Consider the following 26,669-nt stretch of genomic DNA (forward strand, 5'->3'; position numbering starts at 1 on the left):
TGCAGTTGTCCAGGTCACGGCAACCTGTTGGTCGTCTTCGATCGCACGTACCCTCTTCCGTTCCAATAGCCTGACGCGATGGACACCGCACTCGACGCCGATGCGCTGCGCGCGCGGCTTGTCGCACCCAACGGCCCGTACGCCGCTCTCGATGTCGTGCAGACCACTGCGTCCACCAACGCTGATCTGGCCGGTTCCGGCGCGGCCGACCGCACCGTGCTGATCGCGCTGGAGCAGACCGCCGGGCAGGGCCGCCGCGGCCGCAGCTGGTCGTCGCCAGAGGGCGGCCTCTACCTGAGCGTGCTGTTCCGGCCGTCCGGGGTGCCCGCGGCCCGGTTGCCGTGGCTCAACCTGATCGCCGGGCTCGCGCTGGCGCGCGTCGCTCAGTCGGTGGGTGTCGAGGCTTCCCTGAAGTGGCCGAACGACCTGCTGCTCGGTGCCGCCGCGGGCAAGGGCGCGGGGATCCTGTCCGAGATCACCGCCGACGGCTCCGTCGTGGTGGGCATCGGCCTGAACGTGGCGAAGCTGCCGACGGACGTGCAACCGGCGCCGGGCGGCCTCGCGCCGACGTCGCTCGAGGACCTGGGCGCCACCGAGACCGACCGCGGCGAGCTGGCGTTCCGGCTGCTCGTCGAACTGGCGCAGCTGGAAGGCGTGTGGCGCAAGAACGGCGGCGACGCGGTCGAGTCGGGCGTGCTGGAGGAGTACGTCGAGCACTCGTCGACCGTCGGCCGGCGTGTGCGGGTCGAACTCTCGGGCGGGTTGGAGCTCCTCGGCGTGGCCCAGCGCATCGAGCCGGACGGCACGCTGACCGTGCGCGGAGACGACGGCCAGGACCACGGCGTGTCCGCTGGTGACGTGGTGCATTTGCGTCCGGCGTAGTTAGGGTTGGCCCATGGCCTATCCCGACGACCTGCTGAGCTCCGGCGAGCACGTCGTGATCCACAAGCACCCCCACTGGAAGATGCTGATCTTCCCGGTGTTCTGGCTGCTGGTGGTGGTCGCGCTCGGCACGTACCTGGCCGGGCTCGTCGTGGACCAGTCGTGGGCCGCCATCGCGTGGATCGTCCTGGCCGTGCTCGGTGCCGTGCTGATCCTGTGGCTGACCATCGCGCCCGTGGTGCGCTGGCGGACGACGCACTTCATCATCACGTCGGACCGCGTGATGTACCGCGAGGGAGTGGTCAAGCGCACAGGCCTCGACATCCCATTGGCTCGTGTGAACAGCGTCCGCTTCGAGCACAGTCTGATCGACAGGGTGCTCGGCTGCGGCACGCTGATCATCGAGTCGGCCTCGGACGAGCCGCTCGAGTTCGACGACATCCCGTCCGTGGAGAGGGTCCACACCATGCTCTACCGCGAGGTCAACGACAATCCCGACGACGACTTCCACCCGAGGACCGTCGATGGGCGCGCGTGAGGCCGGCCTGCCCGACGTGGTTCCGTCGGGAGCGCTCCCCTCGCGGGTGACGATCTGGGAGGTCGGTGCCCGGGACGGGCTGCAGAACGAGTCGGTCGTCGTGCCGGTGTCGGTGAAGCTCGAGTTCCTGGACCGCCTGGCCGCCGCCGGACTGTCCGTTCTGGAGGCCACGTCCTTCGTGCATCCCAAGTGGGTGCCGCAACTGGCCGACGCCGCCGAGTTGCTGGCCGGGCTGGCGCCGCGGCCCGGGGTGGTCTATCCCGTGCTGGTGCCCAACGAACGTGGGCTCGACCGGGCGCTGGAGGCCGGGGTGTCGCACGTCGCGATCTTCGCGTCGGCCACCGAGACGTTCGCCTCGCGCAACCTGAACCGGACGCTGGACTCGCAGTTCGAGATGTTCGAGCCGACCGTGTCACGTGCCCTGGCCGCCGGGCTGGACGTGCGCGGGTACGTGTCGATGTGCTTCGGCGACCCCTGGGAGGGGCCGGTCGCGCGCTCCCAGGTGGTGGCGGTCGGCGAGCGGCTGCTGGAGATGGGCTGCTCGCAGCTGTCGCTGGGCGACACCATCGGCGTCGCCACGCCAGGGCAGGTCGAGTCGTTGCTGGAGGAGTTCCGCGACGTTTCCCGTCTGGCGGTGCACTTCCACGACACCTACGGGCAGGCGTTGTCCAACACCTTGGCCGCTTTGCGTTGCGGGGTCACGACTGTCGACTCGTCGGCCGGCGGTCTGGGCGGCTGCCCGTACGCGGAGTCGGCCACCGGGAACCTCGCCACCGAGGATCTCGTGTGGATGCTCGACGGCTTGGGCATCGAGACCGGGGTCGACCTGGACAAGCTCGTGGAGACGTCCGTGTGGATGGCCGAGCAGCTGGGGCGGCCCAGCCCTTCCCGGGTGGTGCGGGCGCTGGCCAAGTAGGCCAGTAGGCCGGTGCCGTCAGCCGCGGGCGGTGAACATGCCGGTGGCGATGAACCGGTAGACCAGCTCGCCGTCCCGATGAGCCGTGCCGGCGAACTCCACTAGACCCAGGTTCGGGCGCTTCTTCGACAGGCGCGCGCTCAGCACCTCGGCCGCGAACGTCAGGGTGTCGCCGGGGTAGACCGGGGCCAGCCAGGAGAGCTCGCGGCCTCCCGGTGAGCCCTGGGAGGTGGAGTCGGCCAGGACCTCGTCCACCCAGCGGCGCATCCACAGCGAGGCCGTGTACCAGCCGGAGGCGGACAATCCGCCGAAAATCGAGTTCTTTCCCGCTTCCTCGTCGAGGTGGAAGGGTTGCGGGTCGAACTTCCTCGCGAAGTCCAGCATGTCCTCCCGGTCGACGATCGTCTCGCCGAGCGGGATGATGCGGCCTGCGGGCAGATCCTCGAAGGCGATCACGCGTTGATCGTACGTAACTGAATCCGCTGGGAACCGATCTATGGGCGACGGCGTCCTAGAGCCCGAGCCCAGGGCTATGCGTGTGAGAGGGGACTCGGTGGACGACCACCGTGCGCAGGTCGAGGAGCTGCTGGCCGACTACCGGCGCAGCCGCGAGCAGTTGGCGTCGGTTCAGCGTGAGCTCGCCGCCGTCTCCGGGCGTGCCTCGAGTCCGGATGGGACGGTCACGGCGACCGTCGGTGCGGGCGGGAAGCTCGTGGAACTGGAGCTGTCGGACTCGGCGTACCGACGGCATCGGCCCGAGCAGCTGGCCGAGTTGATCGTGCAGACCGTTGCCGCGGCCGCAGCCAATGCCGCCGAGGAGACCTATCAGGCGTTGAGCCCGGTGTTGCCCGTCGCCACGGACCCCGCCGCGCTGGTCGCCGGGACCGCCGACCTGCAGCCCTCGGAATACGAAACCGTGGATCTCGGACAGCAGCCCGTTCGCCGCCGCGTCGTCGACGACGACGAGGACAACGAGGAACGGGTGAGCTGGCTCGACTCCGAGCTCATCGACAGGAGGGTGCGATGACCGGGTACTCGGCGGATCTGGAGCGCTTGGACGCCGGGGCGCGCGACCTGAAGGGGTTCGCCGGGCAGGCGACCGAGATCGCGGGGACGCTCGAGAAGGCGTTGACCGCGTTCGGTGCCTGCTGGGGGGACGACGCCGTCGGGCGCAGTTTCGCCGCCTCGCACGAGCAGCCCGCCGGTGACACCGCGGGAGCGTTGTCGGGACTCGCGACGACGCTGGGGGACGTGGGCGACAAGCTCGCCGCCACTGCTGAGACGTACCGCCACGTCGAGGAGACCAACGCGGCCGGGATGAGAAGGTTGGACGGCTGACATGGGCATCGAGCTTCCCGTCGAACTCACCGAGATCGCCGCCAAGGCCGGTGTCTCGTGGCCGAAGGCCGACGAGGACGCCATGCGGTCCAGCGCCACCGTGTGGCGCGAGGCCGGCGACAAGATCAAGAGCTTGGGCACCTCGTCCGACGGTGCCGCCAACCGTGCCCTGGAAGGCATGACCGGCGGGACGGGTGACGCCGCGCGCGGCCGGTGGGCGAAGGTCGTGGCCCCGGACGGCGACTTCCAGCGCGCGGCCCGCGGTTGTCACGCCGCTGCCGACCGGCTCGACCACGCCGCGAAGCAGGTCGGTGCCGCGAAGGTCGAGATCGTCCGCGAGCTCGTGACGCTCGCCAAGAACAACGACGCCGCGACCGCGTCGGCCGGCGCCGGCAACCCCGCCGCGTTGCTCGGCCTCGACACGTTGACCAAGGGTGCCGCGGCCAACGTCGCGAACCTCCAGAACACCCTGTCGTCCGCCATCCGCCTGGACAGCGGCATCGACATGACCCACGGCTCGCCGCCCGTCAACACGGCGCCCGGCGCGCACGGTCCCGGTGGCCTGCTGGCGCCCGTCACGGACCTCGTCGGCGGCGTGGCGGGCGTGGTCGCTCCCGTCGTCGAGCCCGTTGCCGCCGTCGTCGCCCCGGTGACCGAGGCGGTGGCCCCGGTCGTCGGTGCCGTGACCGCTCCGGTGGCCCCGGTCGTCGGCGCCGTGACGGCACCGTTGGCGCCTGTCGTCGACACGGTGACCGACGTCGCCGCGCCGGTTCTGGACGCCGCCGCTCCCGTGACCGCGCCCGTCGCCGCCGTCGTGGAGCCGGTGGTCGACGCGGTGCCCGGTGGCCGTGACGCCGCCGGCCCGGTGCTCGGCGGCGATGGTCCCGGCCGCGGTGACGGCAACGGTCAGGGGCACGGTCAAGGACACGGTCAGGGGCACGGACCCGGTCACGGCGAGGGCAACGGCCCGGCTCCCGGCCTGGTGGCCAACGTGGGCCACGCGGTCGGCCAGGTCGCCGCGCCCGTCGCGCAGCCGGTGGCGGAGGCGATCCCGAGCGTGCACGGCACCCTCGGCCCGATCGCCGAAGGCACGACCCAGGCCTCGGCCGCGGTGCTCGACCCGCCGCTGGCCCGCGGCGCCGAGATGCACGGCCCTCCGGCCGCCGCACCCCAGGCCTCGGCACCCGCGGCCCCGGCCGCTCCCGCCGGACCGGCCATGGGCAACGCTCCGGTCGGCGGCCCGCTGGGTGGTCCCGCCGGTGCTGTCGGCGGTGCCGTGGGTGGCGCTGTCGGTGGTGTTCCGTCGGCTGCTTCGGCCGCCGCGTCGCAGGTGGGTGCGGTCGCCGGGCAGCAGGGTGGCGCCCAGGCCCCCGGTCAGCAGGGACAGCAGGCTCAGCAGGCCGCCAAGGCGGCGGACGCGAAGGCGGCCGAGGTCAAGGCCGGCGACGCGAAGGCGGGCGAGGCCAAGGTCGGCGAGACCAAGGCGGGCGCACCGGCCGGCAAGTCGGGCGTTCCGGGCGCGGCGGCCGCGGGCCAGGCGCTGGGCGCGCAGCCGGGCCAGTTCGGTGGCCAGGCCAGTACCCAGCCCGGCCAGGTCCAGGCGTCGGGTCAGGCCCAGTCCGGCACGCAGGCCTCCGCGCAGACGTCCGCGCAGAGCCAGAACGCTCAGGCAGCGGCGAAGGACCCCGCCAAGGACCTGGCGAAGGACGGCCTCAACACGCCGAGCGACGGCTCCTTCGACGCGTCGGCCGTGGAGGACCGCGGCGAGCAGCAGGTCAGCGAGACCATCACGGCTCCCGCCGCCCCGCTGGCGGCCGTCGACCTCGGCGGCCACCCGGCCACCGGCGTCCTCGCCGACCGCCTCGAAAACCGGGAGAACCAGGCGCTGGTCAGCCCCGGCCTGGCCGGCGACATCGCCCGCCACACCTACACGGCGATCGCGGCCGGCAGCTGGTTCATGGCGATCTTCCTCAGCGCCGGGCAGGCCCCGCGCCGCGCCCCGAAACCCGCCCGCCAGCTCCCGCCCCCGCCGCAGGCCGAAGAGCGGGTCGTGCCGAGGTTCGCCCCGCAGGACCACCCGCGCGCCGATCTGGTCGACACGACCGCCCCGCAGCCGGCGGCACCGTCCGAAGGCCTCCCCAAGGATCACCCGGCCGTGCAGGCGCTGCTGGAAGGCCACGACCCGCTCGCGGGCATGCACGAACGCGACTGGGAGAGCCTGTTCCAGCACGAGGACGGCACCCCGCGCTGGCCGGTCGAACGCGAAGGCGGCTACGAGGACAGCCAGCCGGAGGTCCTCGAGGCCGGTGCCGAGCTCGACAGGTTCGGCACCCCGGAGGGCCGCGTGCTGAGCGCGGCCGGCACCCCGTTCGCCCAGCGGTCCCTGCCGCCTCAGGCCGCGGACGAGGGCTACCGCCGGTACCGCGTCGCCAAAGACCTGCCCGTCCACCGCACGATCAGCGCGCCCTGGTTCGGCCAGCCCGGCGGCGGTGCCCGGTACCGCACCACCTACCCGGTCGCGGACCTCGTCGCGCTCGGCTACCTCACGGAGATCACGTCATGAACGTCGAGTCGCTGCCCGAGTGGCTGACCAGGATCGGCGTGCCGGACGACGTCGTCAGCATCGGTGAGGAGGCGGAGGGACGCTGGTGCCTCCTCACCGACGACACGGGGCACGAGGTGTTCTGGCAGGAGCAGGGCAACCGCTACGACTGGGCCCGGTTCGACGACGAGAGCGTGGCGTGCCACTACCTCTTCGGCCGGCTCGCCTGGGCTCAGGTCGCGCGCGGAACCCTCACCGTGCCAACAGCTTGAGCGCGGCCTCGTGCAGGTGGCCGTTCGACGTCAGCACGCTGCCGCCGTCGTAACGCTCCTCACCGTCCAGTGAGGTGAAACGGCCACCCGCCTCGGTCACCAGTACCTGGAACGGGGCGATGTCCCACGGGTTCGCCACGCACTCGGGCGCCAGGTCGATGGCGCCCTCGGCGACCAGGCAGTGCTGGTAGAAGTCGCCGAACGCCCGGCTCTCCCAGGTCGCGTCCACCAACCGCAGGTACGCCTCGCGTGAGTGGTACTCCACCCACGACTTGATGTCGGTCGTCGACACGTAGGCGTCCTCGAGAGAGCGCACGCCGGACACGGAGATCGCGCGTTCGCCGGAAGCGTCCGAGGCGAACGCGCCACCACCTGTGGCGGCCCACCAGCGGCGGCCCAGCGCGGGCGACGACACGACGCCCACGACCGGAACGGCGTCGACGACCAGCGCGATCAGCGTCGCCCAGATCGGCACGCCGCGCAGGAAGTTCTTGGTGCCGTCGATCGGGTCGAGCACCCAGACCCGCGACGCCTCCAGCGTGCCGCCGCGCTCCTCGCCCATGACGACGTCGTCGGGGCGTTCGGCGGACAGCACCGCGCGGATCGCGTCCTCGACGGCGACGTCGGCATCGGTGACGGGGGTGCGGTCCGGCTTGCTCTCGACGGAGAGGTCGTGGGCGCGGAAGCGGGTCGCGGTGATCGCGTCGGCGGCGTCGGCGAGGCGGAGGGCGAGTTCGAGATCAGCATCGTGGCGTGACACGCGGCGATCGTTCCACGAATACGCTGGGCCCGTGAGCGTGGTGTTGCTGGCCGAGGACGATCCGGCCATCGCGGAACCTCTCTCCCGCGCGTTGACGCGGGAGGGTTATTCGGTGCAGGTCGTGGGCGACGGGCCGCGTGCCTTCGAAGCCGCCCTCACCGGGGGCATCGACCTGCTGGTGCTGGACCTCGGCCTGCCGGGGATGGACGGGCTGGAGGTGTGCCGCAGACTCCGGCAGAGCGGCAGGGGCATCCCCGTGCTGATGCTCACCGCGCGTGCGGACGAGGTCGACTTCGTGGTCGGGCTCGACGCGGGCGCCGACGACTACGTGGCCAAGCCGTTCCGCCTGGCCGAGCTGATGGCCCGCATCCGCGCCCTGCTGCGCCGCCGCGCACCCGGCACGTTGGAGGTCAACGGCGTGCGCGTCGACCTGGCCGCCCGCCGCGTCACGGTCGACGGCGGGGAGATCCAGCTCGCGAACAAGGAGTTCGAGCTGCTCAAGGTGCTGATCCAGCGCGCGGGGCAGGTCGTGAGCCGCGACGAGATCCTCTCCGAGGTCTGGAACGACCCGGACCTCAAGGGCAGCAAGACGCTCGACATGCACATGTCCTGGCTGCGCCGGAAACTCGGTGACGGCACCCCGAACTCCGCCGAGAAGCGCATCGCGACCGTGCGCGGCCGCGGCTTCCGCTTCAACGCCGACTGATGCGCCGCCGGATCCTGCGGGCGATCCTGCTCGCCGTCGCCGTCACGGGCTTCGTGCTCGGCATCCCGCTCGGCTACACCGCGCTGCAGCTCGTCGAGGACACCGCCCGCGGCGACCTCACCGAACGAGCCCAGCAGATCGCGACGAAGCTCGACGACCAGCTCGCCAAACAACAGAGCCTCGACATCGAGGCCGTTCGAGTCGCCATCCCGAACGACGGCCGCCTGACGGTCGTGTCGGAAGGCGTCACCAGCGTCACGGGCCCCTCGCCGGGCAACGACCCGCTGACCGTCGAACTGCCGATCGCGCAGGAGGGCACCGTCCGGCTGGAGATCCCCTCCGGCCCGATGCACACCAGCCAGGCCCAGGTGGCAGGCCTCGTGCTGCTCCTGCTGGCGCTCTCCGTCGGCACCGGCACCGTCGTCGCCCTGGTGACCGCGCAAACGCTTGCCCGCCCCCTCGTCCACGTGGCCGCCCGCGCGTCCCGCCTGGGCGCGGGCGACTTCCGCGCCGACGAGAAGCGCTACGACATCTCCGAGCTCGACGCGGTCGCCGAAGCCCTGGACACCTCGGCGACGGCGCTCGCCCGGCTCGTCCAGCGCGAGCGCGAACTCGTCGGCGACGTCTCCCACCAGCTCCGCAGCCGCCTGACCGCTCTGCAACTACGCCTGGAAGCCCTCGCCGAGCACCCGGAACCGGACACCGCCGCCGAGGCCCGCGCTGCCCTCGAACAGGCAGAACGTCTCGCCGCCGTGCTGGATGAGCTCCTCGCGGCCGCCCGCGCGGCCAGGGCCCTCGGCGCCGAACCGCTGGAGCTGCGACCGGCGTTGAACCTGATCGCCGACGAGTGGCGCGAACAGGTCAAGAGCCAGGGCCGGGCGCTGCGCGTCCGCGTCCCGGACGGCCTGCTGGCCCGCGCCACACCGGCCCGTCTCCGCGAGGCCATCGGTGTGTTGCTGGACAACGCGCTGCGTCACGGCGAAGGCTCCGTCGTCGTCTCGGCCCGCGGTGAGGACGGCACGGTCGTGGTCGAGGTCAGCGACGGTGGCGCCGGCGTGCCGGACGAGCTGGCGGCGCACATCTTCGAACGTGGCGTGTCCGGTGGCGGCTCGACCGGCGTGGGACTGGCGCTCGCGCGGGCGCTGGTCGACGCGGACGGCGGCCGGCTGGAGCTCTCGACGGCGCGCCCGGCGACGTTCGCGGTGTTCCTGCCGGTGCCGAAGGCCCAGGACGTGGTGGGCATCCCCTGGAAGACGCCGAACACCCCGCGCTGAGGGCTCAGGGCTGACGACTCAGGGCTGACGGCTCAGGAGTGGCCGAGTTCCTTCTCTTCCTCGATCGGCCGCTTGGCGCCGCGGGCGTTCTGCTCGGGGAACACCCATTTCTTGTACCCGTACCAGCGGAAGGCCATCGCGACGAGCGTGCCGACGATCTGTGCGCTCAGGAAGTCCGAGATCTCCTCGGTCAACCGCGAGACGTGCGGCTCCTGCAGGTGGAACGCGTAGCGCGCGATGTACAGCGGCGCCGAGTTCAGCACGATGCCGATGCCGTTGACGAGGAAGAACAGCGCGGCCTCGTGGTGGCGCTCGCGGCCGCCGCGGGTGCGGAACGACCACTCCCGGTTGAGGACGTACGACACGATCGTGGCGACCAGGGTCGCGATGATCTTCGCCGTCACCGGGTTGTTCGGCAGCACGACCGTCTTGATCCCGAAGAACAGGACGGTGTCGATCACGAAGCAGGTGCCCCCGACCAGGGCGAACTTGACTAGTTCACGATGCTTCAGCGCGATCGACCGGATCGGCTCCGGGAACCGGGAGACCACTGTTTCGGCTAGGGACACGCGACGAGTCTACGGAGATGGGGTGAACGCGCCGGTCCGGCCGCGCGCCCGCGTCCGGGAAGACCCAGCGGCGCATGGCCCAGAACTTGAACCCGGTGGCGAGCAGCATGCCGATGATCGAGCCGGAGACGAAGTCCGAGATCTCCTCGGTCATGCCCGACACGAACGGGGCCTGCAGGCCGAACAGGTGCCGCGACAGCCACAGCGGGATGATGTTGATGGCCACGCCGAGACCGCTGACGAGGAAGAACAGCGCGGCCTCGTGGTGGCGTTCGCGGCCGCCGCGGGTGTGGAACGACCACTCGCGGGACAGCACGTACGAGGCGATGATCGCCACCAGCACGCCGATGACCTTGGCCGTGACGACCTTGTCCGCCAGCACCGTGAGCTTGAGCGCGTACCAGACACCGTTGTCGATGAGGAACGTCGTGCCGCCGACCAGGGCGAACCGGATCAACTCGCGGTGCTTGTGCAACAGGAACTGAAGTGGTTCCGGCAACCGGCTCATGGCGCGGCGAACGACTGGCAGCACCGCGCCATCTTAGGGATCAAGGTAACGGCGCCGGCCTCCGGGTGTTACCTTTCGCCACCCAGAGGTGTGTGACCTGCACGTTCCGTGACAATCAAAGATCAACTTTTGATCAACTTCGCGGCGGTGGACAGGGCGGCCGCAGCAGATCCGGGATCAGCGGCGGGCGCAGACCGGGCCACGGTGTGCACGGCTCCTCCGACCCCGGCGGCGCGGTCGACGGCGGCGTCGACGGCGGTGTCGAGGGCGGCACGGACGGTGGCACGGACGGCGCCGGCTCGCTGGTCGACGGCGGAAGCACCGGCGGCGGGGTCGGCAACGGCAAGGTCGGCACGGTCGGCACCGCGGGATCCGTCGGCTTGCTCGGCGTCGACGGCTCGGTCGGCTTCACCGGCGGGATCGTCGTGGAGGTCGGCGGCACGGTGGGCGACGGCGGCGGGTTCTCCGGTTCCTCGACCGGCGGGTGGTCCGGCCACGTCTTCAACGGCACCGTCATGGACTTCGTGGCGTTGCCCAGCGTGGCCGTCACGGTGATCGTCCCGCCCTGGTGCGGCCGCCCGAACGCCCAGGCGGACATCCGGAACCGGGCGCCCTTGTCCAGGTCGGTGACGCAGCGGATGGAGTTCTCGTCCGTCCGCGCGCACTCGCGGTACGGGGTGTAGATCACGATGTTCTCCGACGCCGACACGTCCAGCTTCAACGTGCCCGCGCGCGGGCCCTTGTTGCGCACCCCCACGTCCACGCGCGGGTGCCAGAACACGTGGTGCCACGTCGACACGGTGAGCTCGATGTCGTCGTTGATCGGCGGCACGTCGACCGCGATGCTGACGTTGACCGAGATCGACGCGCCCGCGCTGATGGTGCCGGTGATCGTGCCGGGCACGGCGGTGTCGGTCGCCCGCAGCCGGAACAGGAACGTCGCCTGGCTCCCGGGCGCGATGCCCTGCGGCGTCGCGCAGGTGATCGTTCCGGTGCCCGCCGGGCAGTCCACGGACTGGTCGGCCGCGCCGTCCGGCTGCAGCAGGCGCGCGGCGGCGAACGACGACGGCCCGCCGGTCGACACCACGCCCGGCGGCAGGGTCAGCACCATGCTCGCGGGCGGTGCGGCGGTGCCGCCGGTGTTCCGGACGGAGATCGGGAAGTCCTTGGGCTCCTCGCCGGGCGTCAGCGTGTACCCGCTCGGCGTCGTCGGCGTGAGCGAGGCGGGCGGGGGCTCGGGGGCCGGCTCCGGAGCGGGGGGCTCGGACGGGGCGGGCGGCGGTGGTGCCGGTGAGGGCGTCGGCGCGGGAGTCGTGGTCTGCGGCGGGGGCGGCTGTGTGGTCGGCGTCGGCACCACGACCGGGGGAACGGGCGGCCGGGGTGTCTGGACCTGCGTCTGCGTCGGTGGCGGCGGGACGGCCTGGACGGCGGGCAGCTGCTGGTCACCGCCGCTCGCGGCCAGTGCGATCACCACGGCGGCGGCCACCGCGGCGGCCGAGCCACCGACGGTGACGAGCTGGCGGGGGATCGCGGCACCCACCGCGCCCGCACCGCTCGCGGCCGCTCCGGCGCCGACCACTGCCGTCGTCGTGCCCGCGGTCACCAGGTACGTCGCGGCACCGACGCCCAGCACCAGCGGGGCGACGAAGATCCGCAGCGCGCCGTTGACGTCCGCGAGCTCGGCGGCGAGCGCCCGGCACCGGCCGCACTCGTCGAGGTGCGTCTCGACCTGGGTCGCCTCGCGCTTCGACAGGCCCGCGCGGGTCCAGGCGCCGAGCCGGTCGACCGTCGCCCGGCAGCGTTCGGCGTTCGTCTCGGCCAGGTGCATCTGCAGGTACTGCTGCTTGAGGCCCTCACGGGCGCGGTAGGCGAGCGCGGACACGCCGTTGGCCGTCAGCCCGAGCAGCGGAGCGACCTCGGCGGGCGACTGGCCCTCGATCTCGGTGTGCCACAGGACCATCTGCCAGCGTTCCGGCAGCGCGGCGAACGCGCGGGCGGCCAGCGACCGTTCCAGCCCGGCCACCGCCGTGTCGCTGAACGCCACCGGCGGCGCGACGTCGGTCATGTCCTCGGTGAGGTCGACCTTCTTGTCGCGGCGGGTCTTGTCGTACGCGGTGTGGCGCAGTGCCGTGAGGAGGTACGCGCGGAACGCCGTGTCGGGCCCGCGGCCGGCCCGCAGCGTGTCGAGCACCTTGGCGAACGCCTCCGACACGAGGTCGTCGGCCTCGATCTGCGACCGGGACAGCTGGCGGGCGAGGTTGTATGCCGCCGAGACGTGGCGTTCGTACAACTGGCCGTAGGCGTCGATGGCTCCGCCACGCACGGACTCGATGAGTTCCGCGTCGCTGGGCCCCTGGACGTCTGCAGGAACGATCGCCACAGTGTTCGTTTCCCTCCTCGCGGCGCTCAGTGTGACTTACGGCGCAGGGTGCAGTCATCTCAATCCCCCGCGCGGGTTGCGTCACGAACGAGCGACGGCTGCGTCTCCCACCTGGAATCGGGTGAGCTGAAGGGAGACCGGGTGGGTGTCGCACAAGCGGAACGCCTGCTGAAGTCGAGGTGGCGGTCCGCCACCATGGCCGCAGGCTGGGCGTTCCCCGCAGACTGGCCGCTCGCCGAGGTCGACGAGGTGTGCGCGGCGGTGCTGGAGGACGCCGACCCCGGCGACGCGCTGGTCCGGCTCGGCCGGGCCCGCGCCGAGGCCGGAGCGGGACTCAGCGAGACCCTGCTGGACCTCGCCGCGCTGCACGCCGTGCTGACCGACCCGTCGCACATCGTGTCGCCGGACGTCGACGCGCTCCCTTCGCGGATGTTGCGCATGACAGCGCTGGGATGGGCGGACGTGGTGACGAAGCAAGCCGGCGAGTGCGCGGCCGAAGATCCTCTGACCGGCCTGGCGACGGCCGCCTACCTGCGGACACGGCTGGGTGAGGTGTACCGGGAGACTCCCGTCGCGCCCCTCGACTACGCCCTGGTCCTGCTGCGTCTCGACGTGCACCGCGCCTCGGGCTGGTCGCGCGTCGTCGCGATGACCCTGGTGTCGGACGCGTTGCGCACCGTCTTCGACAATGGCGAGACGCTGGCAACCCTCGGGCCGTGCGTGGCCGCGGTGCTGGTTCGCCGGGACGAGCTGCTCGTGCGCAGAGTGTCGAACCTCAGAATCCTGGCGGCCGACCGGCTCGCCGACGACCCGCACGTCCGGCCGGCCGGTCCCGCGAAGGTCTGGACCGAGCGCCTGCCGGACACCCACGACGAAGCGCGCGCACTCCTCACCACGCTCGGGCGCTGACCCCCTGTCCCGCGCCCACCCTCCCCGCGTCCCCACCGGGTCGCTTCCGTCTGCCCGCGGAAGTGTTCTATTGTGCTAGCTCACTAGAACAATCTGGGGAGCGTGCGTGGTCGAGTTCCACGTTGACCGCGGCAGCGGTTTTCCCGCGTACCTGCAGCTCGGGCAGCAGGTCAGGGAGGCCATGAGGCTCGGCTGGCTGCAGCCGGGCGATCGGCTGCCGACGGTCCGCGACGTCGTCGCCTCGAGCGGCGTGAACGCGAACACCGTGCTCAAGGCCTACCGCGAGCTGGAGCTCGCCGGCCTCGTCGAAGCCCGTCAGGGCTCCGGCACCTTCGTCAAGGCGTCCCTGGGGTCCGCCGCCCCCGAGGACCTCGACCCGTTGCGCGCCAAGCTCGCCACGTGGGTCACGGAGGCACGCTCCGCCGGGTTGGAGGACGAGGACATCTACGCGCTGCTGCGCGAGGTGCTGAGTGGGGGAGCGCTATGAGCGTGGTCGCGGCCGAAGTGTCGAAGTGGGCGGTGCGGAACGTCTCCTTCGAGCTGCCGCCGGGCAGCGTCACGGCGATGGTCGGGGCCAACGGCTCCGGCAAGTCGACGCTGCTGAACGTGCTGGCCGGGCACCTGCCGCCGGAGTCGGGGCACGCGGCGATCGCGGGCCGCGTCGCCTATGTGCCGCAGCACAAGCCCATGTACAAGTCCTTCAAGGTCGCCGACGTGCTGGAGTTCGGCCGTCGCATGAACGACGTCTGGGACAACACGCGCGCCGACGAGTGGCTCACCAGGTACAAGGTGCCGCGCAAGCTCCAGATCGGCGACCTGTCCGGTGGTCAGCGCACGCACGTGACGCTGGCGCTGGCACTGGGATCCCGCCCGGACGTGCTGCTGCTGGACGAACCACTGTCCGAACTGGACCCTCTCGCGCGCCGGAAGGTCATGCGGGAGTTGCTGACCGAGGTCAACGACAACGGCATGACGCTGGTCTTCTCCACGCATGTCGTCGCGGAGATCGGTGGCGTGGCGGACCGTCTGCTGTTGCTCTCCAACGGACGGTTGCTGGTGAACGGCGACACGGACGAGTTGCTGGAAGAACACGTTCTCTACACAGGCCCACACGCCTCGAAATCACCCGTGGAGGGGCCTGTGGTGCTCGCGAAGCACGGTCAGTCGCAGTCGTCGTACCTCGTGCGCTCCGGCGGCACGCGGATCGACGAGCCGTGGACCGCGCGGTACGTGACGCTGGAGGAGCTCGTCGTGGCGCACCTGGAGCGTGCGGCGTGAAGCTGAACTCACTCGTCTGGCTGACCTGGCGTCAGCACCGGTGGCCCATCTCCGGAGCCGCGGTGATCGCACTGCTGGCCGCCTACGCCCTGTTCGTCACGGAGTCGGACAACGCCGCGATCGGCTCGATGCCGATCTTCGGCTTCTACGGGCTCATCGTGCAACTCGGGTTCGGCGTCGTGATCGGCATGTTCTGGGGCGCTCCGCTGATCGCCCGCGAACTCGAGGAACGCACCTACTTCGTGGCCTGGGGCCAGGACGTCTCGCCCGTGCGGTGGTTGCGCGGCAAGCTGCTCGTGCTGGGCGTCCTCGCCGTCGTGCTGGGCGCGGCCGTCGGGCTGGGTGACGGCTACGTCGGCGACCGGACGTCGTGGCCGACGTTCGAGGCGCACCCGCTCGTGCAGGCCGGCTACGCGATCCTCGGGCTCGCGCTCGGAGTGTTCATCGGCCTGCTGAGCAGGCACGTGGTGACGGCGATGGCGGCGACGCTGGTGTTCTTCACACTCATTCGCATCCTGCTCGCCGCACCGGTGCGCGACCGCTACCTGCCGCCGCAGCGCGTGATCGCGACCTGGGACAGCACCGCTGTCGTGCCAAGCGGTGGACTGGAGCTCGGCGGTGGTTTCATGGGTCCCGACAGCCGCCCGGTGTCCATACCGGACAGGTGCCTGGGGCTCAACGAGAACACCTGTATGCGCAACACGAAGACCGCGATCGGCACGTATGTGGACTTCCAGCCGGTCGAGCGGGTTGGGCTCTTCCGGTTCTTCGAGTTCGGGCTGTGCGCGTTGCTCGCCGCGGCACTGTTCGCGGTGACGTTCTGGGTGCTGCGCCGGGGCGGCGGCGGGTGGAAGCCGTCGCGCTCCCACCGCCGCATCACCACCCCGGCCGCGAGCACGCCGAATGCCGAGAGCACTCCGAAGGCTGAGAACGCTCCGAAGGCTGAGAGCACTCAAAGTACTGAGAGTGCTGAGAGCACGCCGAGCGTTCAGAGCACGCCGGACACCGCCGCGGCCCAGGCCGACGGGTAGCGCGGGCGGAACCCGAGTTCCCGTTGCGCGAGGTTCGTCGACACGATCCCCTGCCACGGGTCGAAGTCCTGCTGGACGGCCTCGCTGGGGGTGAGGCCGTTCAGCTGGTGCAGTTCGACGGCCGTGATCGGGCTGTCGTCGGCGATGTTGAAGATCCCGGTCGTGCCGGTGTCGAGGACCTTCGCGATCCCCTGTGCCACGTCTTCGTGGTGCACCAGGTGAAGCCGCTGGTGGCCCGGCCACTTCGCCGCCCAGCGCAGCGATTCCCCGAGGTGCGGGTCGCCGTCGCCGTAGACGAAGGCCAGCCGGAGGATCGTGGCCTCCCGCGTGGCGAGGACGGCCTGCTCGCCGAGCGCCTTGGTGCGGGAGTAGTCGCCGAACGCCTCGTCGGGACCGGTGGGGTCGGCCTCGGTCGCGGGCCTGCCCAGTCCCGGTGGGTAGACGAGGTTCGTGCTGATGTTGATGAACAACGGCACCTTCGCGCTCAGCTCCGCGAGCTTCCTCGTGCCGTGGACGTTCACGCCTTCGAAGTCGGTGCTCGTCCGGAGGGCGGCGGCCACGTGCAGCACGGCGTCCACGCCGTCGACGAGTTCCTCCACCGCCCTGGTGTCCTCGAGCCTGGCGGTCAATGTGCGCACGTCGTGGTCCAGTTCCCGCAGGCGCGGGAGCAGCCTGCTGCCGATCCGTCCGGTCGACCCCGTCATCGCGATCTTCATGTGTTCCAGGGTGTTCCGGCGCCCGGACCGCAACCAGGGACGGTTTGTGCGTGGCTATCGTGGAGGCGTGCGAGAGATGGCGGACTTCCTGCGCAGCCGCCGTGAGCGGATGGCGCCGTTGGGCAACGGCCGACGCCGCACACCGGGACGTCGTCGGGAAGAGGTCGCGGCGGCCGCGGGCGTCTCGGTCGACTACTACGCGCGTCTCGAACAGGCTCGCGGCCCGCATCCGTCGGTGTCGGTCCTGAACGGGATCGCCCGCGCGCTGGAGCTCGACGCCGACGAGCGCGCCCACCTGTTCCGGCTGGCGGGCGCGGCCGTGCCGGAGGAGCCCGCGTCGACCTCGGTCCGTCCTGGCGTCCGGCTGTTGCTCGACCGGCTTCGCGACGACCTCGCGGTGGTGATCTCCGACGTGGGTGACGTGCTCGCCGCGACACCGCGGGCCGAGCTCGTGTTCGGTGACGTCGTCGGCCGCAACCTGCTCAGGAGGTTCTTCCTGAGCGACGGGAACTGGATCCCCGCCGAGGACCGCGAGGAGGCCGGCCGCTCCCACGTCGCCGACCTGCGGGCGACCCTGGCCCGGCGCCCCGCCGTCCGGCCGCTGGTCGACGAGCTGATGGCGAGCCCGCTGTTCGCCCGGCTGTGGACGGAGCACGAGGTGGCGGTGCGCCGGGTGGCGCGCAAACGGCTGGAGCACCCGGACCTCGGCCTGCTGGAGTTCGACTGCGAGGTGGTCACCGCGCCCGAGCACGACCAGCGGCTGGTGATCCACGTCGCACCCGAGGGCAGCGTCACCGCCCAGAGGCTGGCTCTGCTGGTGAGCGCGGGTGAAGCCGCAGGTAGGATGCCTGAACCGTGGACTCTCGTACCCGTCTCCCCGTCGTCGGAATGATCGGCGGCGGGCAGCTCGCCCGCATGACGCACCAGGCCGCGATCCCACTAGGGCAGTCGCTGCGCGTGCTCGCCGTCTCGGAGAACGACCCCGCCGCGCTCGTCGCGCGGGACGTGGTGCTCGGCACGCACACCGACCTCGACGCCTTGCGCGCGTTCGCGAAGGGCTGCGAGGTCGTCACGTTCGACCACGAGCACGTGCCCGGAGAGCACCTGCGCGCGCTGGTCGCCGAAGGCGTGAAGGTGCACCCCGGTCCGGACGCGCTGCAGTACGCGCAGGACAAGCTCAAGATGCGCGTGCGGCTGGCCGAGCTGGGCCTGCCGGTGCCGCCGTTCGCCGAGGTCCACGACGTCCAGGACGTGCTCCGCTTCGGCGCTGCCCACGGCTGGCCGTGCGTGCTGAAGGCGATCCGCGGCGGCTACGACGGCCGCGGCGTGTGGATGCTGAACACCCCGCAGAGCGCTGAGCGGGTCGTCCCCGAACTGCTGGCGGCCGGGACGCCGCTGATGGTCGAGCAGTGCGTGCCGATGCGCCGCGAGCTGGCGGCCGTCGTCGCGCGCTCGCCGTTCGGGCAGGGCGCGGCCTGGCCGGTCGTCGAGACCGTGCAGTCCGACGGCATCTGCGTCGAGGTCCTCGCGCCGGCGCCGCGACTGGACGGTGACGAGGCGCAGGAGCTGGCGCTGAAGGTCGCCGAGGCGCTGGGCGTCGTGGGCGTGCTGGCCGTCGAGCTGTTCGAGACCGCGGACGGCGTGGTCGTGAACGAGCTCGCGATGCGCCCGCACAACTCGGGCCACTGGTCGATCGAGGGCGCGCGCACGTCGCAGTTCGAGCAGCACCTGCGCGCCGTGCTCGACTACCCGCTGGGCCGCACGGACCTGATGGCGCCGGCCGTCGTGATGGCGAACGTCCTCGGCGCCTCCGACACGCCCGCGATGGGCCCCGACGAGCGGGTGCACCACCTGTTCGCCCGGTTCCCCGACGCGCACGTGCACCTCTACGGCAAGGAGGAACGGCCGGGCCGCAAGGTCGGGCACGTGACGTTCCTCGGCAAGGACATGACCGAGGTCCGCCACCGCGCCCGCCTGGCCGCGGACTGGCTCTCCACGGGCGTCTGGTCAGACGGGTACGACATCCACGGCGAAGAGCGGAGCGCGGAGTGACACAGGTTGGCGTGATCATGGGCAGCGACTCGGACTGGCCGGTGATGAAGGCCGCCACCGAGGCCCTCGCCGAGTTCGACGTGCCGTTCGAAGTGAGCGTCGTCTCCGCGCACCGCACCCCGCAGCGCATGCTCGACTACGCCACGTCCGCCGCCGCGCGCGGCCTGCGCGTGATCATCGCGGGTGCGGGCGGCGCCGCCCACCTGCCCGGCATGGTCGCCTCGGCCACCGTGCTCCCGGTCATCGGCGTGCCGGTGCCGTTGAAGTACCTCGACGGCATGGACTCGCTGCTGTCGATCGTGCAGATGCCCGCGGGCGTCCCGGTCGCGACCGTCTCGGTGGGTGGTGCCCGCAACGCCGGCCTGCTGGCCGTGCGGATGCTGGCCTCGGGCGACCCGGCGCTGCAGGAGCGCATGGCCCGCTTCCAGGCAGAACTCGAGCAGCTCGTACTAGACAAGGACGCGGCGCTGCAGAAGTCCCTCTGAGTGCTCAACAGCACAGCGGCGACCGACGTGAACGGGCGCTAACATCGTGCCGAGTACTCGCTACCGGGAGGTAACAAAGGTGAACCCGAGCTTCGGCACCTACCAGCTCGCCGAGGAGCACGAGGCGCTGCGAGAGGCCGTCCGCTCGCTCGCCGAGAAGGAGATCAAGCCGTTCGCGGCCGAGGTCGACGACAACGAGCGCTTCCCGGTAGAGGCCCACAACGCCCTGGTCAAGTCGGGCTTCGCGGGCGTCCACGTCCCCGAGACCTACGACGGCCAGGGCGCGGACTCCGTGGCCACCTGCATCGTCATCGAGGAGGTGGCCCGCGTCTGCGCGTCCTCCTCCCTGATCCCGGCCGTGAACAAGCTCGGCACGATGCCCATCCTGCTGTCGGCCTCCGAGGAGCTCAAGCAGCTCGTCATGCCGTCCATCGCCTCCGGCGAGGCGATGGCGTCGTACGCACTGTCCGAACGCGAGGCCGGCTCCGACACCGCCTCGATGCGCACGCGGGCCGTGCTGGACGGCGACCACTGGGTGCTCAACGGCACCAAGTGCTGGATCACCAACGCCGGCGAGTCCACCTGGTACACGGTCATGGCCGTGACGGACCCGAACGTGGCGAAGAAGTCCGCTGGCATCTCGGCGTTCGTCGTGCACAAGGACGACCCGGGCTTCTCGGTCGGCCCGAAGGAGCGCAAGCTCGGCATCAAGGGCTCGCCGACCCGCGAGATCTACTTCGAGAACTGCACGATCCCTTCTTCCCGGATCATCGGTGAGCCCGGCACCGGCCTGAAGACGGCTCTGAAGACCCTGGACCACACCCGCCCGACGATCGGCGCCCAGGCCGTCGGCATCGCGCAGGGTGCTCTGGAAGCAGCGGTCGAGTACGTCAAGGACCGCAAGCAGTTCGGCAAGTCCATTTCGGACTTCCAGGGCGTCCAGTTCATGCTCGCCGACATGGCCATGAAGATCGAGGCCGCCCGCCACATGGTCTACGTGGCGGCCGCCAAGGCCGAGCGCGGCGAGCCGAACATCGGCTTCATCACCGCCGCCGCCAAGTGCTTCGCGTCCGATGTGGCCATGGAGGTCACGACCGATGCGGTGCAGCTGTTCGGTGGGGCCGGGTACACGCGGGACTTCCCCGTTGAGCGGATGATGCGGGACGCGAAGATCACGCAGATCTACGAGGGCACGAACCAGGTGCAGCGCGTCGTGATGTCGCGCGCCGTGCTCAACGGCTGAGGTAGCTCGAACACCACTTCGGGTCACGGCCTGGAGGCGCCTGGTTTCCATGATCAGGCCGCCTCCAGGCCGTGTTCCTGCGAGCCGCCGAACACGCCGTTGATGGCGCGCCGCGCCCGCTTGTGGCTCGACGGCACCATGGGGGGATAGGTTCGGAGTGGCCCAGGTACTCCGCCAGTTCCTTAATGAACGCACTTTGTGTGAGGAGTATCGAGGCGAAGAAGTGCCGCCCGGCACTATTGCGCGGAGGTGGTACCGCTTGCTTTCGTCACGTCAGCCTTGTCCACGACTTTGAACGCGCGCTTCCAAACCGTGCCAGGGACAGCCGCTGTACGGACTTCCCAGATGTATTCGCCCAGGCTGAGCGGTAGGCCGGGAGCCAAGTTGACTGCAACAGTCGCTACGCCCTCAGGGTCTTGAACCGCCAAGTCGACATCTGCTGCGATGGCGCCGCCGCCTGGGTCGAGTACCGCTTCACCGTTGCCGTCCACAAGCCGAAGCTTCAGGATGTGATTTGCCCCGATCTCGGTCTCTTCGGCGTCGACAAAGAGAATCACCGCGTGAGTGCCGAGTGGCGTACTTGTCCTTGCCCAGCCAACGCCAAGCGCATTTAGCTTGCCGTCTTGAGTTTGTGCATAGTCGGCAAGCAGAACCGTGATGTTCACTTGGCGGTGTCCAAAACGAAAGCGGAACCGGGCCTCACGTGCACGGTGGCGGTCTCTTGTGCGTCGGTCGTTGCTTGCGTAGCTCGTGAGATCAAGGATGACGCGTGGACAAGCTCAGTAACTGAGTGCTTGACCAACACGCCCACCGCCAAGGCGTACCGTCGGATCGTCGACTGCTTGGGGTCGGCGTCTGAGCGTTCGAAGGCGGCGACGGCTGGCTGCGTCACACCCATACGGCGACCAACATCAGATTGGCTCAGGCCGGCCTTGCGTCGGTGCGCTACCAGCGTCGCAAGGAGATTGTGGTCCTGCTCCACGAGCTCAAGCGCCAGCTGCTGGGTGGGGTCGTTGGTATCGATGCCCAGCAAGTCGTCCAGTTCGTCACGCACGGCCCACCTCCCTCATCAACTAGAAGTTATACTACCTGGATAGCTACCGTGCTAGCCACGACCTGTATCGAGCCAGGCTTCGTCTATGTGGGCGTCCTGCACAGCCTTCCCGCTGCTCTCAAGAGGCTTCCGGCCGAACTTTAGTGCGAGTCGAAGAGGCCCTCGATTGCTGTGCCAGCCGAAGTAGAGCCGCCAAAGCTGCTGCGGAACGACCCCATCGCCGCCCAGATTCCAGCGGAGCTCGAAGATCAGTGGCACTCGTTGGATGTGCTTGATGTCGAGGTGTGGCTTGAGTCGGCCCTCCTGGGCGGCGCGCATCAGGCGCTTCACCTCGGCCAAGATCATCGTCTGCTCGTGTTTGGAATCACCTGCCGTGAGAATTTCGATCTTTGCGACGGCGCGGCCTTGGTCATCTCGCTAAAGCTCCCAGGTACCGCCGCTCGCGACCGCGACCGACTCAACCGAACCCACTGTGCCTCCACCGCCGGGACCCACATCTTTACCTGCCGGACTTGACCAAGTTCCGTTACTGCCTGTTCAAGCACAGAAGGAGTGCCATCGAACCTGTGACCAGCGGTGTCAAGCATCAGCCGAGACACGGAAACCCGGCGCAGCAATAGTTCCATCGCACGTCGCTGCCGCAGCGGATGGACTCTCGTGAACTCGGGCCGTCCGACTCGATGGTGGCGCTCCACGCGGTGATTTACGACGCCATGTTGCGCAACATGGCAGGCACCTGGTCTATGCGGAACTTTGCCCCGGCATTGAAGCGTAGTCCTCGGTAGAACTGCAAGTTCTATCACCCTTGAGAGGTGAATGTGCACTCGACCACGTATGCCGACGAGTCGAAGACCACCTCGTTGACTTCGACGGGTCGGTCGTAGGCGGTCCGCATAATCAAGCGACTGGTGTGCCTTGTGCAAGGTCCAAATACTTGCGCTCAGCCTCGCGGACATGCGGATGCGCAATTCCTCGCGAAACCTCGTTGGCTCGTGACCAAGCTCCGTAATCCGGGCGTACGCGCCGCCTTCGCCCGTGTTGATTTCCATAACCGAGGAGCCGGCGACCAGAGCTTCCGGGTAGTAGAAAGTCGCGAGTTGAGCTGGCTTTCGTCAACCAGGTACCTCCGTCGCCGGATCACCGTGCGGGCGCGCTCATCCAACTCAGGACCTCGGTGATCGGCGCAGGCGGAAGCTCCACGTCGACTGTGACGCCCTCAGTCCTCGGACGCGTGCCGACATCGGTACCTCAGATCTGGCGCGGCCTGACCCGAGATCCGTGATGCCCTGCTCCGGTCAGGGACGCGGCGAATAGACGACGACAGTCGCGTCCAACGCCCCGAGCTTCGCCGTGATCAACGGCTCCACGTCATCCCACGAGAGCCCGCCCAACCCAGCCCCGAGCGCCGGCACCGCAACCGACCGCACCCCCAGTTCGCGGATCACTCGCGCGAGATCGTCCAGCCCGCCGGCCACGTCAGACAGCTTCGACCGCGACCGGAAGTGCCCCTTCGTCGGAAAGCTGATGAAGCACCGGTCCAGCGACACCACGTGCACGCGTCCCAACCGCACGTCACCGGCGGCACAGGCTGCGGCGTACGCCGAGAAGTAGGCGGGGAAGCGCTGCTTGAACTGCAGCGCCAGCCCCTTGCCCATCACGCCGACGCAGTTCACCGCGTTCACCAGCGCCTCGACCTTGGCGTCCAACAGGTCGCCAGAACCCTGCACGATCACGGCAATCCCCCTGCGAGTGGTGTCCTTCACCGCATGGTGCCGGACACCACCGACAAGATCAGCGGGCCGCCACACAGGTGCCGATCGCCTCGCCGATGGCCCCCTGCGCGCCCAGCACGCAGGGCGACTCCGCGGTCAGCGACTTGTCGGAGGTCTGCTGCGCGAACGCGATGGCGATGTTCGCCATCCCCACCAGGCCGCCGCCCGCGGCCGTCTGTACCGCGGCGTCGCGGGCTTCCTCGGTCGTGCACGAGAGATCGGTGCCGGGGCGGTCGGCGCGCGGTAGCCACAGCGCCTTCGTGCCGGACGGGCACGGTGTGATCTGCCAGCGGGTCTCCTCCGCCGCGGATGCCGGCGGAGTGGACACCACGGCGAAGCCGAGCATGAGGGCCAGAGCCACGAGGAAACGTCCCATGCGCCCGAACGTAACTCCGCGCCGAGCGCACTACCGAGGGAATCGTTGCCACCAAAGGTGACTACGTTCCGCCAGCTTCACGCCAGCGCCGGGAAGACCAGCGCCACCGGGCGCAACCCTCCGAAGCCCAGACAACCCGCCGAACCGGGTCAGAGCGTCGCCAGCACCTCGCCCAGCCGCTCGTAGCTGCGGCCCGCGCCGTCCGCCATTCCCGTGGCGAGCACGGCGTCGCGTGCCTCCTGCGACACGAGCCGCATGGTGGTGGTCATCGTCGTTCGCCCGTCGGCCTCGACGAACTCCACCACGGTTTCGGCGGGCGGGTTGTCCTCGAAGATCTCGGTGTTCGCGATGCGCGTGAACGGCGTGACCTCGGTGTACTCGCCGTGCATCTCGAACGCGCCGGAGCCGTCCGGCTGCGCCCAGCCGTAGCGCCACTTGCCGCCCACGCGCAGGTCGACCTCGCAGATCGGCATCTCCCAGCCGTCGGGGCCGAGCAGCCAGCGCCGGAGCAGTGCCGGGGTGGTGTACGCCTCCCAGACCAGCGTCGCGGGGGCGTCGAAGGAACGGGACATCGCGATCTCGTTGTCGGACGGGAGGGTGACCTCGGTGCCGAACTTGGTGGTCATTGCTCTGTCTCCTTCATCTCGGTCAAGAGTGCGTCCAGGCGCGTGTAGCTCGCGTCCCAGAAGCGGCGGTAGTTCTCAGCCCACCCGGCGACCTCCTTCAGCGGTGTCGCGTCGAGCCGGCAGGGACGCCACTGAGCCTCCCTGCCGCGGGTGATCAGGCCTGCCTTCTCCAGCACGCGCAGGTGCTTGGAGATCGCCGGGCCGCTGATGTCGAACGGCTCGGAGAGCTCCTTCACCGTCGCCGGGCCCTCGGTGAGCCGCGCGAGGATCGCCCGGCGGGTCGGGTCCGCCAGTGCCGCGAAGGTGGCGCTCAGCTGGTCCATCTCGTACCTAACCACTTGGTTATCTAACCCCTTGGTTAAGTAGACGCCCGGACGCGCCCGCTGTCAACCCCAGGGCAACCTCGGAGCCGCGCTGTTCCGTCCTGGGTGCATGAGCAGCCGAATCGTCCTCGCCGTCCTGGTGCTGGCCGTCGCGACCGGATGCGCCGGCCGGGAGGCGGGTCAGGGGACCGACCTGCGGGGCAAGGTCTACGTGTCGACGTCCGTCTCAGAGCAGGGCAAGCCGCGCGCCCTGGTCGAGGGCACGAAGGTGGAGCTCAAGTTCACCGACGACGGCAGGCTGCTCGCCAACGCCGGCTGCAACCAGATGCAGGGGCCGGTGCAACTGGGCGACGGCAAGCTCTCCGTCGCCGAGATCAGCACCACCGCGATGGGCTGCCCGAAACCCGAGCTGCACGAGCAGGACGACTGGTTGTCGAAGCTGCTCGACGCGCAGCCGTCCTGGCGGCTCGACGGTGCGAACCTCGTGCTCACCGGGCCGAACGCGGAGATCGTGCTCGCGCGGGAGCAACCCGCCGCGCTGGAAGGCGCATGGACCGTCGACGGTCTCATCTCGAAGGACGCCGTCTCCTCCCTGCCGCAAGGCGTGCAGGCCACGGTCTCCTTCAAGGACGGCCACGTCTACACGGCGGCGGGCTGCAACAGCGGTTCCACCGACCACTCCGGCGGGAAGCGGTACGAAGTGGACGGCCGGACGATCACCTTCGGCGACCTGGTCACGACCATGATGATGTGCTCCCAGGACCAGATGGCCGTGGAGAGCGTGGTCCTCGACACCCTCGGGCTGGGCGAGGTCACCTACGAGATCGACCGCGACACGCTGACGCTGAAGAACGCCGACGGCGTCGGCCTGCAGCTGCGCAAGTAGGCCGCCGAGCTGCGAACCTAAGGCTTTGCTGTCGGTCACCTGTCGAATTCATGAGGTCGTTCAAACTTGCACTAGTTTGATTCGAGGTTGAACGACCTACAGCTGAACGACAGGGATCGGGGAGGAAGGATCATGGTCAAGGACGTCGCCGCACTCATCGGGCGCATCGGTATCGGCATCGTGTTCGTCGCGCACGGGTGGCAGAAGTGGACCGAGTACGGTCTCGCCGGCACCGGCGCGTCGTTCGAGAAGATGGGTGTGCCGCTGCCCTCGGTGGCCGCCGCGTTCGCCGCGACGGTCGAGCTCGCCGGTGGCCTCGCGCTGATCGCCGGGCTGGCACTGCCCATCGTCGGTGTGCTGCTTGCCGCCAACATGCTCGGCGCGTGGATTCTCGTCCACCTGCCCAACGGCCTGCTCGGCGAGGGCGGTGCCGAGCTGGTGATCGTGCTCGGCGCGGGCGCGCTCGCGCTCGGCTTCAACGGTGGTGCCTACGCGCTGGACCGCGTGCTGTTCAAGAACAACAAGATCCTCAACCCAGCGGCTGTGTGATCTCCTGGGTGACCTTCTCGCTGTCCCGGCGCGCGGCCATCAGGCCCGCGTCGGGATTGCTCACCTGCACGAGTGAGCCGCCGGCCGCGAGCACGGCCACAAAGCCCTGCAGCACGGCGGAAGGCGAGTCCCACTCCACAGTGGACAACACGCGCGGCTCGGCGCCCAGCTTCGCGCCGAGCTCCCGCGCGGAGGCGACGACCTCATCCACAGTGGACGAAGCGAGCGCGAGTGTCGATCCAGGAACCGGCTCCCACGGCGCGAAGTCGTCGCCGTGCACGCGCACGTCGTCGGCGTAGTCGACCGGGGCGCCGGAGCCCAGTCCCATGGGGTGCAACGAAGCCACGGCCACGACGTCCGCGTCCGCCGTGCCACCGGGCGGCACCACGGCGACCTTCGCGTCCTCGCCCGCGCCGACCACCCGTGCGCCGCACCACCAGGCGCCGAGCAGCAGGCCCACGGTCTGCCAGTGCGCGGGCAGCAGCACCGCCACCGGGTCACCCGGTTCGACGTCGTGCTCGTCGCGCAGCCAGTTCGCCGTCTTCGCGGCCCAGTTCTTGACGGTCGCGCGTGACAGCTCGATCCGCGTGCCCGCCGCGTCGTCGTAGTGCGTGATCAGCGGACGGCCGGGATCGGCCTTCAGCAACGGCGTGAAGAGGATCTCGGTCACGCTCACGCGGAACT

The 26,669-nt window shown here is 70.1% G+C and carries 33 protein-coding genes; 19 read left to right on the plus strand and 14 right to left on the minus strand.

What is annotated here, in order from left to right; genetic code table 11:
- Positions 1-78: 78 nt before the first annotated feature.
- Genes ACRSBM_RS00890 through ACRSBM_RS00900 form a run of 3 tightly spaced genes read left to right on the plus strand, consistent with a single transcriptional unit; the run spans position 79 to position 2,336 of the window.
- Complete coding sequence (locus tag ACRSBM_RS00890; protein WP_434438666.1) at positions 79-882, plus strand: biotin--[acetyl-CoA-carboxylase] ligase; 804 nt, start codon at positions 79-81, stop codon at positions 880-882.
- Positions 883-895: 13 nt separating this feature from the next.
- Positions 896-1,420 (plus strand): PH domain-containing protein, encoded by a 525-nt coding sequence (locus ACRSBM_RS00895; protein ID WP_434438668.1) that lies wholly within the window; start codon positions 896-898, stop codon positions 1,418-1,420.
- The gene (locus tag ACRSBM_RS00900) at positions 1,407-2,336 is read left to right on the plus strand and encodes a hydroxymethylglutaryl-CoA lyase (RefSeq protein ID WP_434438670.1); all 930 of its coding nucleotides are present in this window, start codon (positions 1,407-1,409) and stop codon (positions 2,334-2,336) included. The genes ACRSBM_RS00895 and ACRSBM_RS00900 overlap by 14 nt, the downstream gene beginning before the upstream one ends.
- 18 nt (positions 2,337-2,354) lie before the next feature.
- Here the strand turns inward: ACRSBM_RS00900 and ACRSBM_RS00905 are convergent, their stop codons facing one another.
- Positions 2,355-2,792: a MaoC family dehydratase gene (locus ACRSBM_RS00905; protein ID WP_434438672.1), complete on the minus strand. Its 438-nt coding sequence runs from the start codon at positions 2,790-2,792 to the stop codon at positions 2,355-2,357.
- Positions 2,793-2,889: 97 nt separating this feature from the next.
- Between ACRSBM_RS00905 and ACRSBM_RS00910 the strand changes: the two genes are divergently transcribed.
- Genes ACRSBM_RS00910 through ACRSBM_RS00925 form a run of 4 tightly spaced genes read left to right on the plus strand, consistent with a single transcriptional unit; the run spans position 2,890 to position 6,488 of the window.
- Positions 2,890-3,363, plus strand: a complete 474-nt coding sequence (locus ACRSBM_RS00910; RefSeq protein ID WP_434438673.1) for a YbaB/EbfC family nucleoid-associated protein — start codon at positions 2,890-2,892, stop codon at positions 3,361-3,363.
- Entirely contained in the window at positions 3,360-3,674 is a 315-nt protein-coding gene (locus ACRSBM_RS00915) for a WXG100 family type VII secretion target (RefSeq protein WP_434438675.1), read from the plus strand. The genes ACRSBM_RS00910 and ACRSBM_RS00915 overlap by 4 nt, the downstream gene beginning before the upstream one ends.
- Position 3,675: 1 nt before the next feature.
- The gene (locus ACRSBM_RS00920; RefSeq protein ID WP_434438676.1) at positions 3,676-6,237 is read left to right on the plus strand and encodes a TNT domain-containing protein; all 2,562 of its coding nucleotides are present in this window, start codon (positions 3,676-3,678) and stop codon (positions 6,235-6,237) included.
- Positions 6,234-6,488 carry a hypothetical protein gene (locus ACRSBM_RS00925; protein ID WP_434438678.1) on the plus strand — a complete coding sequence of 85 codons (255 nt, stop codon included), beginning with the start codon at positions 6,234-6,236 and terminating at the stop codon, positions 6,486-6,488. The genes ACRSBM_RS00920 and ACRSBM_RS00925 overlap by 4 nt, the downstream gene beginning before the upstream one ends.
- Here ACRSBM_RS00925 and hisN read toward each other — a convergent pair.
- Positions 6,469-7,248 carry a histidinol-phosphatase gene (gene hisN / locus ACRSBM_RS00930; protein WP_434438680.1) on the minus strand — a complete coding sequence of 260 codons (780 nt, stop codon included), beginning with the start codon at positions 7,246-7,248 and terminating at the stop codon, positions 6,469-6,471. The two genes, ACRSBM_RS00925 and hisN, sit on opposite strands and share 20 nt — an antisense overlap.
- A 31-nt stretch (positions 7,249-7,279) precedes the next feature.
- Between hisN and ACRSBM_RS00935 the strand changes: the two genes are divergently transcribed.
- Positions 7,280-7,954 carry a response regulator transcription factor gene (locus tag ACRSBM_RS00935; RefSeq protein WP_434438682.1) on the plus strand — a complete coding sequence of 225 codons (675 nt, stop codon included), beginning with the start codon at positions 7,280-7,282 and terminating at the stop codon, positions 7,952-7,954.
- On the plus strand, positions 7,954-9,228 hold the full coding sequence (locus tag ACRSBM_RS00940) for an ATP-binding protein (protein ID WP_434438683.1): 1,275 nt from the start codon (positions 7,954-7,956) through the stop codon (positions 9,226-9,228). Before ACRSBM_RS00935 ends, ACRSBM_RS00940 begins: the two co-directional genes overlap by 1 nt.
- 32 nt (positions 9,229-9,260) lie before the next feature.
- Here ACRSBM_RS00940 and ACRSBM_RS00945 read toward each other — a convergent pair whose 3' ends face one another.
- From ACRSBM_RS00945 to ACRSBM_RS00955, 3 genes are all read right to left on the minus strand, one after another.
- Positions 9,261-9,797 carry a GtrA family protein gene (locus tag ACRSBM_RS00945; protein WP_434438685.1) on the minus strand — a complete coding sequence of 179 codons (537 nt, stop codon included), beginning with the start codon at positions 9,795-9,797 and terminating at the stop codon, positions 9,261-9,263.
- Positions 9,727-10,326 carry a GtrA family protein gene (locus ACRSBM_RS00950; RefSeq protein ID WP_434452911.1) on the minus strand — a complete coding sequence of 200 codons (600 nt, stop codon included), beginning with the start codon at positions 10,324-10,326 and terminating at the stop codon, positions 9,727-9,729. The genes ACRSBM_RS00945 and ACRSBM_RS00950 overlap by 71 nt, the downstream gene beginning before the upstream one ends.
- 112 nt (positions 10,327-10,438) lie before the next feature.
- Positions 10,439-12,685: a sigma-70 family RNA polymerase sigma factor gene (locus ACRSBM_RS00955; RefSeq protein WP_434438687.1), complete on the minus strand. Its 2,247-nt coding sequence runs from the start codon at positions 12,683-12,685 to the stop codon at positions 10,439-10,441.
- Positions 12,686-12,826: 141 nt separating this feature from the next.
- Here ACRSBM_RS00955 and ACRSBM_RS00960 point away from each other — a divergent pair, with 141 nt between their 5' ends.
- From ACRSBM_RS00960 to ACRSBM_RS00975, 4 genes are all read left to right on the plus strand, one after another.
- Complete coding sequence (locus ACRSBM_RS00960) at positions 12,827-13,594, plus strand: GGDEF domain-containing protein (RefSeq protein WP_434438688.1); 768 nt, start codon at positions 12,827-12,829, stop codon at positions 13,592-13,594.
- Between the two features lie 106 nt (positions 13,595-13,700).
- Complete coding sequence (locus tag ACRSBM_RS00965) at positions 13,701-14,081, plus strand: GntR family transcriptional regulator (protein ID WP_434438689.1); 381 nt, start codon at positions 13,701-13,703, stop codon at positions 14,079-14,081.
- The gene (locus ACRSBM_RS00970) at positions 14,078-14,872 is read left to right on the plus strand and encodes an ATP-binding cassette domain-containing protein (protein ID WP_434438691.1); all 795 of its coding nucleotides are present in this window, start codon (positions 14,078-14,080) and stop codon (positions 14,870-14,872) included. The genes ACRSBM_RS00965 and ACRSBM_RS00970 overlap by 4 nt, the downstream gene beginning before the upstream one ends.
- Positions 14,869-15,903 carry a hypothetical protein gene (locus ACRSBM_RS00975; protein WP_434438692.1) on the plus strand — a complete coding sequence of 345 codons (1,035 nt, stop codon included), beginning with the start codon at positions 14,869-14,871 and terminating at the stop codon, positions 15,901-15,903. Before ACRSBM_RS00970 ends, ACRSBM_RS00975 begins: the two co-directional genes overlap by 4 nt.
- Here the strand turns inward: ACRSBM_RS00975 and ACRSBM_RS00980 are convergent.
- Complete coding sequence (locus tag ACRSBM_RS00980; protein WP_434438693.1) at positions 15,861-16,619, minus strand: NAD-dependent epimerase/dehydratase family protein; 759 nt, start codon at positions 16,617-16,619, stop codon at positions 15,861-15,863. The two genes, ACRSBM_RS00975 and ACRSBM_RS00980, sit on opposite strands and share 43 nt — an antisense overlap.
- A 76-nt stretch (positions 16,620-16,695) precedes the next feature.
- Between ACRSBM_RS00980 and ACRSBM_RS00985 the strand changes: the two genes are divergently transcribed.
- The 4 genes from ACRSBM_RS00985 to ACRSBM_RS01000 all read left to right on the plus strand — a co-directional run bounded on the left by ACRSBM_RS00985 (position 16,696) and on the right by ACRSBM_RS01000 (position 20,399).
- Entirely contained in the window at positions 16,696-17,511 is an 816-nt protein-coding gene (locus ACRSBM_RS00985) for a helix-turn-helix transcriptional regulator (protein WP_434452913.1), read from the plus strand.
- Complete coding sequence (locus tag ACRSBM_RS00990; RefSeq protein WP_434438695.1) at positions 17,475-18,671, plus strand: 5-(carboxyamino)imidazole ribonucleotide synthase; 1,197 nt, start codon at positions 17,475-17,477, stop codon at positions 18,669-18,671. Before ACRSBM_RS00985 ends, ACRSBM_RS00990 begins: the two co-directional genes overlap by 37 nt.
- Positions 18,668-19,156 (plus strand): 5-(carboxyamino)imidazole ribonucleotide mutase, encoded by a 489-nt coding sequence (purE, locus tag ACRSBM_RS00995; RefSeq protein WP_434438697.1) that lies wholly within the window; start codon positions 18,668-18,670, stop codon positions 19,154-19,156. The genes ACRSBM_RS00990 and purE overlap by 4 nt, the downstream gene beginning before the upstream one ends.
- Positions 19,157-19,235: 79 nt before the next feature.
- The gene (locus ACRSBM_RS01000) at positions 19,236-20,399 is read left to right on the plus strand and encodes an acyl-CoA dehydrogenase (protein WP_434438699.1); all 1,164 of its coding nucleotides are present in this window, start codon (positions 19,236-19,238) and stop codon (positions 20,397-20,399) included.
- Between the two features lie 236 nt (positions 20,400-20,635).
- Here ACRSBM_RS01000 and ACRSBM_RS01005 read toward each other — a convergent pair whose 3' ends face one another.
- From ACRSBM_RS01005 to ACRSBM_RS01035, 7 genes are all read right to left on the minus strand, one after another.
- A complete protein-coding gene (locus ACRSBM_RS01005; protein ID WP_434438701.1) occupies positions 20,636-21,064 on the minus strand; it encodes a DUF6941 family protein in 429 nt (142 codons plus the stop codon).
- Complete coding sequence (locus ACRSBM_RS01010) at positions 21,061-21,453, minus strand: helix-turn-helix domain-containing protein (protein ID WP_434438703.1); 393 nt, start codon at positions 21,451-21,453, stop codon at positions 21,061-21,063. Before ACRSBM_RS01010 ends, ACRSBM_RS01005 begins: the two co-directional genes overlap by 4 nt.
- Before the next feature lie 51 nt (positions 21,454-21,504).
- Positions 21,505-21,798: a hypothetical protein gene (locus tag ACRSBM_RS01015; RefSeq protein ID WP_434438705.1), complete on the minus strand. Its 294-nt coding sequence runs from the start codon at positions 21,796-21,798 to the stop codon at positions 21,505-21,507.
- A 950-nt stretch (positions 21,799-22,748) separates the two neighbouring features.
- Positions 22,749-23,216 carry a macro domain-containing protein gene (locus ACRSBM_RS01020; RefSeq protein ID WP_434438706.1) on the minus strand — a complete coding sequence of 156 codons (468 nt, stop codon included), beginning with the start codon at positions 23,214-23,216 and terminating at the stop codon, positions 22,749-22,751.
- A gap of 28 nt (positions 23,217-23,244) precedes the next feature.
- On the minus strand, positions 23,245-23,601 hold the full coding sequence (locus ACRSBM_RS01025; RefSeq protein WP_434438707.1) for a hypothetical protein: 357 nt from the start codon (positions 23,599-23,601) through the stop codon (positions 23,245-23,247).
- A 149-nt stretch (positions 23,602-23,750) separates the two neighbouring features.
- Positions 23,751-24,227, minus strand: coding sequence for an SRPBCC domain-containing protein (locus ACRSBM_RS01030; protein WP_434438709.1), 477 nt, complete (start codon positions 24,225-24,227; stop codon positions 23,751-23,753).
- Positions 24,224-24,550, minus strand: a complete 327-nt coding sequence (locus tag ACRSBM_RS01035) for an ArsR/SmtB family transcription factor (RefSeq protein WP_434438711.1) — start codon at positions 24,548-24,550, stop codon at positions 24,224-24,226. The genes ACRSBM_RS01030 and ACRSBM_RS01035 overlap by 4 nt, the downstream gene beginning before the upstream one ends.
- A 109-nt stretch (positions 24,551-24,659) precedes the next feature.
- Here ACRSBM_RS01035 and ACRSBM_RS01040 point away from each other — a divergent pair, with 109 nt between their 5' ends.
- Together ACRSBM_RS01040 and ACRSBM_RS01045 are read left to right on the plus strand one after the other, a co-directional pair.
- Positions 24,660-25,436: an META domain-containing protein gene (locus ACRSBM_RS01040; protein ID WP_434438713.1), complete on the plus strand. Its 777-nt coding sequence runs from the start codon at positions 24,660-24,662 to the stop codon at positions 25,434-25,436.
- 132 nt (positions 25,437-25,568) lie between these two features.
- Entirely contained in the window at positions 25,569-25,985 is a 417-nt protein-coding gene (locus tag ACRSBM_RS01045; protein WP_434438715.1) for a DoxX family protein, read from the plus strand.
- On the opposite strand, the gene ACRSBM_RS01050 is transcribed toward ACRSBM_RS01045, so the two are convergent.
- On the minus strand, positions 25,966-26,661 hold the full coding sequence (locus ACRSBM_RS01050; RefSeq protein ID WP_434438716.1) for a TIGR03089 family protein: 696 nt from the start codon (positions 26,659-26,661) through the stop codon (positions 25,966-25,968). The two genes, ACRSBM_RS01045 and ACRSBM_RS01050, sit on opposite strands and share 20 nt — an antisense overlap.
- Positions 26,662-26,669: the final 8 nt, after the last annotated feature.

The sequence above is a fragment of the Lentzea xerophila genome (assembly GCF_051094245.1).
Classification (GTDB): Bacteria; Actinomycetota; Actinomycetes; order Mycobacteriales; family Pseudonocardiaceae; genus Lentzea; species Lentzea xerophila.

Coding starts and splice junctions, on each gene's coding strand:
- ACRSBM_RS00890 (WP_434438666.1), top strand. CDS start 79: ATGGACACCGCACTCGACGCCGATGCGCTGCGCGCGCGGCTTGTCGCA.
- ACRSBM_RS00895 (WP_434438668.1), top strand. CDS start 896: ATGGCCTATCCCGACGACCTGCTGAGCTCCGGCGAGCACGTCGTGATC.
- ACRSBM_RS00900 (WP_434438670.1), top strand. CDS start 1,407: ATGGGCGCGCGTGAGGCCGGCCTGCCCGACGTGGTTCCGTCGGGAGCG.
- ACRSBM_RS00915 (WP_434438675.1), top strand. CDS start 3,360: ATGACCGGGTACTCGGCGGATCTGGAGCGCTTGGACGCCGGGGCGCGC.
- ACRSBM_RS00920 (WP_434438676.1), top strand. CDS start 3,676: ATGGGCATCGAGCTTCCCGTCGAACTCACCGAGATCGCCGCCAAGGCC.
- ACRSBM_RS00925 (WP_434438678.1), top strand. CDS start 6,234: ATGAACGTCGAGTCGCTGCCCGAGTGGCTGACCAGGATCGGCGTGCCG.
- ACRSBM_RS00940 (WP_434438683.1), top strand. CDS start 7,954: ATGCGCCGCCGGATCCTGCGGGCGATCCTGCTCGCCGTCGCCGTCACG.
- ACRSBM_RS00970 (WP_434438691.1), top strand. CDS start 14,078: ATGAGCGTGGTCGCGGCCGAAGTGTCGAAGTGGGCGGTGCGGAACGTC.
- ACRSBM_RS00980 (WP_434438693.1), bottom strand. CDS start 16,619: ATGAAGATCGCGATGACGGGGTCGACCGGACGGATCGGCAGCAGGCTG.
- ACRSBM_RS00985 (WP_434452913.1), top strand. CDS start 16,696: ATGGCGGACTTCCTGCGCAGCCGCCGTGAGCGGATGGCGCCGTTGGGC.
- ACRSBM_RS01015 (WP_434438705.1), bottom strand. CDS start 21,798: ATGATCTTGGCCGAGGTGAAGCGCCTGATGCGCGCCGCCCAGGAGGGC.
- ACRSBM_RS01025 (WP_434438707.1), bottom strand. CDS start 23,601: ATGGGACGTTTCCTCGTGGCTCTGGCCCTCATGCTCGGCTTCGCCGTG.
- ACRSBM_RS01030 (WP_434438709.1), bottom strand. CDS start 24,227: ATGACCACCAAGTTCGGCACCGAGGTCACCCTCCCGTCCGACAACGAG.
- ACRSBM_RS01035 (WP_434438711.1), bottom strand. CDS start 24,550: ATGGACCAGCTGAGCGCCACCTTCGCGGCACTGGCGGACCCGACCCGC.
- ACRSBM_RS01040 (WP_434438713.1), top strand. CDS start 24,660: ATGAGCAGCCGAATCGTCCTCGCCGTCCTGGTGCTGGCCGTCGCGACC.
- ACRSBM_RS01045 (WP_434438715.1), top strand. CDS start 25,569: ATGGTCAAGGACGTCGCCGCACTCATCGGGCGCATCGGTATCGGCATC.